This is a genomic window from Actinophytocola sp., assembly GCF_035712165.1.
GTDB lineage: Bacteria > Actinomycetota > Actinomycetes > Mycobacteriales > Pseudonocardiaceae > DASYTH01.
In genome coordinates, this window is sequence record NZ_DASTBH010000247.1 from 1 (window position 1) to 3,106 (window position 3,106).

3 protein-coding genes are annotated in these 3,106 nt (G+C 71.5%); all 3 read left to right on the forward strand.

The features are described from left to right. On the forward strand, positions 1-876 hold an 876-nt coding region (locus tag VFO68_RS14225; RefSeq protein ID WP_325158738.1), incomplete at its 5' end, for an ABC transporter permease. After that, positions 873-1,973 carry a galactofuranose ABC transporter, permease protein YjfF gene (yjfF, locus tag VFO68_RS14230; RefSeq protein ID WP_325158739.1) on the forward strand — a complete coding sequence of 367 codons (1,101 nt, stop codon included), beginning with the start codon at positions 873-875 and terminating at the stop codon, positions 1,971-1,973. The genes VFO68_RS14225 and yjfF, both read left to right, overlap by 4 nt. Then, positions 1,970-3,013 (forward strand): LacI family DNA-binding transcriptional regulator, encoded by a 1,044-nt coding sequence (locus tag VFO68_RS14235; protein ID WP_325158740.1) that lies wholly within the window; start codon positions 1,970-1,972, stop codon positions 3,011-3,013. Before yjfF ends, VFO68_RS14235 begins: the two co-directional genes overlap by 4 nt. The last annotated feature ends 93 nt before the right edge of the window (positions 3,014-3,106 follow it).

Sequence of the window (3,106 nt, forward strand, 5' to 3'; positions counted from 1 at the left end):
GTCGGCTCGGTGGTGGCGATCAGCGGCGCCCTGGCGTGCCTGTGGATCAGCCAGCTGCCCGACCAGAACTCCGTGACCGGCGTGCTGGTGGCGGTGGGGCTCGCCCTGCTGCTCTCGGCCGCGCTGGGGCTGTGGAACGGCCTCCTGGTGGCGTACGTCGGCCTGCAACCGATCATCGCCACGCTGATCCTGATGGTGGCCGGCCGCGGGCTGGCCCAGCTGATCACCGATGGGCAGATCACCACGGTCAACAGCTCGCCGTACAAGCTGATCGGCGCCGGCTACCTGCTGGGCATCCCGTTCTCGATCATCCTGGCGGTGGTCGTGACCGGGCTGACCACGGTGCTGGTCCGGCGCAGCGCGCTCGGCATGCTGATCGAGTCGGTGGGTGGCAATGCCGAGGCCTCGCGGCTGGCCGGCATCCGGTCGAAGCAGATCACGGTCATGGTGTACGTCTTCGCGGCGTTCTGCGCCGGCATCGCCGGCCTGATGATCAGCTCCAACGTGTCCGGCGCGGACGGCAACAACGCCGGCCTGTGGTACGAACTCGACGCCATCCTGGCCGTGGTGATCGGCGGCACGTCGCTGGCCGGCGGCCGCTTCTCCATCGGCGGCACCGTGCTCGGCGCGCTGATCATCCAGACGCTGACCACGACGATCTACGCCACCGGCGTGCCGCCGGAGACGACGCTGCTGGTCAAGGCGCTGGTCGTCACGGCGGTCTGCCTGATCCAGTCGCCGGCCTTCCGGGCGAAGACCGCGCGCCTGCTGCGCGGGCGAAGGCGCAAGCCCGGAACGCCGTTCGGCCCGGCGGCGTCGCCGCCCCGCGCCGAGGTGTCGGCCGGCACGGCCGCGGTCAAGGGAGGCGGGCTATGAGTGCGAACGCGCCGGCGTTGGTCCGGCGGCCGAACCGGATCGGGCCGTACGGCGGCAAGTACCTGCCGGTGCTGGCCACGCTGGCCGTGCTCGCCCTGATGTACGGCATCGGTGCGGCCCAGTACGAGGCCTTCTCCGACCCGCAGGTCATCCTGAACATCTTCATCGACAACGCGTTCCTGCTGGTCGTGGCCGTCGGCATGACCTTCGTCATCCTGACCGGTGGGATCGACCTGTCGGTCGGGTCGGTGGTCGCGCTGACCACGATGGTGATCGCGTCGATGCTGAACTGGTCGAACTGGCTGTCCTCGCCGCTCATCGTGCTGATCGTGGCCCTGGCGATCGGCTCGCTGCTCGGCTTCCTGATGGGCTGCATCATCCACTTCTTCGAGATCCAGCCGTTCATCGTCACGCTCGCCGGCATGTTCCTGGCCCGGGGGCTGTGCTATGTGATCAACACGTCCTCGATCCCGATCACCGACCCGACGTGGACATCGATGGCCCAGTCGCGGATCCGCTTCGGGGAGTACTTCGTGTCGCCAAGTGTGATCATCGCCCTCGTCGTGGTGCTGATCGCCGTGGTGGTCCTCGGGTACACCCGGCTGGGCCGCAACACGTACGCACTGGGCGGAAGCCGGCAGTCGGCCAGGCTCATGGGCCTGCCGGTGGGCCGCACCGAGATCGGCGTCTACACGGTCAGCGGCTTCTGCTCGGCCCTGGGCGGCGTGCTGCTCAGCTTCTACATGCTGTCCGGCAACAGCCTGCACGCCGTCGGCCTGGAACTGGACGCGATCGCCGCCGTGGTGATCGGCGGGACGCTGCTCACCGGCGGCTCCGGGTTCGTCATCGGCACCGTGCTCGGCGTGCTGGTGCTCGGCTTGATCCAGACGCTGATCAACTTCGACGGGCGGCTCAGCTCCTGGTGGACGAGGATCTTCATCGGCGTACTGCTGCTGGTCTTCATCGCGTTGCAGCGCCTGGTCGGCGCGCAAGGGCGCGGCGGCCGGCTGACCCGCTGGTTGAACCGCCGGTCCGGCGGCGGGCCGCAACCGGCCGAGGTCTCCGACGACGTGCCGGTCTCCGTCGGCCGGCCGTGAGCGGCGAACGGTCCGGTGGCGTGCGGGCGCCGCGCGCGCGGCGCCCGGCGGTGATGATGGACGTCGCCCGGCTGGCCGGCGTCTCGCACCAGACCGTTTCCCGCGTGCTCAACGACCATCCGAGCGTGCGCCCGGAGACCCGCGCGCGGGTCCTCGCGGCCATGCGCGAGCTGGACTACCAGCCCAACTCGGCGGCGCGGACGTTGGTCACCAACCGGTCGCAGACCCTCGGGCTGGTCACGTTCGACACGACCCTGGTCGGCCCGTCCTTCATGGTGTACGCGGTGGAGCGGGCCGCCCGCGAGGCCGGCTACTTCGTCAGCATCGCCAGCGCCCGCTCGATGGAGACCCGCTCGGTCGCGGAGGCGATCCGCCGGCTGCGCGAGCAGGCGGTCGAGGCCATCATCACGATCGCCCCGCTGGACTCGGCGCTGGCCGCCCTGGAGGAGGTGCCGGGCAACATGCCGCTGGTGGGCATGGGCGTGGGCGACGCCGCCGGGGTGGCCATGGTGGGGCTGGACAACGTGGCCGGCGCCGCCGTGGCGACCCGGCACCTGCTGGGCATGGGTCACCGGACCGTGCACCACATCGCCGGGCCGGACGGCTGGCCGGAGGCCAGGGAGCGGCGGCAGGGCTGGGAGGCGGCGCTGGCGGCCGGCGGCGTGCCGGTGCCGGAGCCGTCCGTCGGCGACTGGAGCGCCCGGTCCGGGTACGAGGCCGGCCGCGCGCTGGCGGACGACCCGTCGGTCACGGCGGTCTTCTGCGCGAACGACCAGACCGCGATCGGCGTGCTGCGCGCGCTGGCCGAGGCGGGGCGCCGGGTGCCGGGCGACGTGAGCGTGGTCGGCTTCGACGACATCCCGGAGGCGCCGTACCTGTCGCCGCCGCTCACCACCGTGGTGCAGGACTTCGCCCAACTGGGCAGGCGGTGCGTGGAGGTGGCGCTGCACCAGATTGCCACCGGTGTGCGCACGTCCGACCAGGTCCGGGTCGCACCCCGGCTGGCCGCGCGCGCCAGCGCCGCCGCCCCCCCGCACTGATCTCGCAGTCCGCCAAAGGGGTCCCGTATACCCGGGGAGCCGGGTACACGGGAGCGCTACTCACGAGTCCGCCCCAACAGGGCTGCCCTTTTG

Bases quoted from the DNA above. Each gene is read 5' to 3' on its own strand.
- yjfF (WP_325158739.1), top strand. From the start codon at position 873: ATGAGTGCGAACGCGCCGGCGTTGGTCCGGCGGCCGAACCGGATCGGG.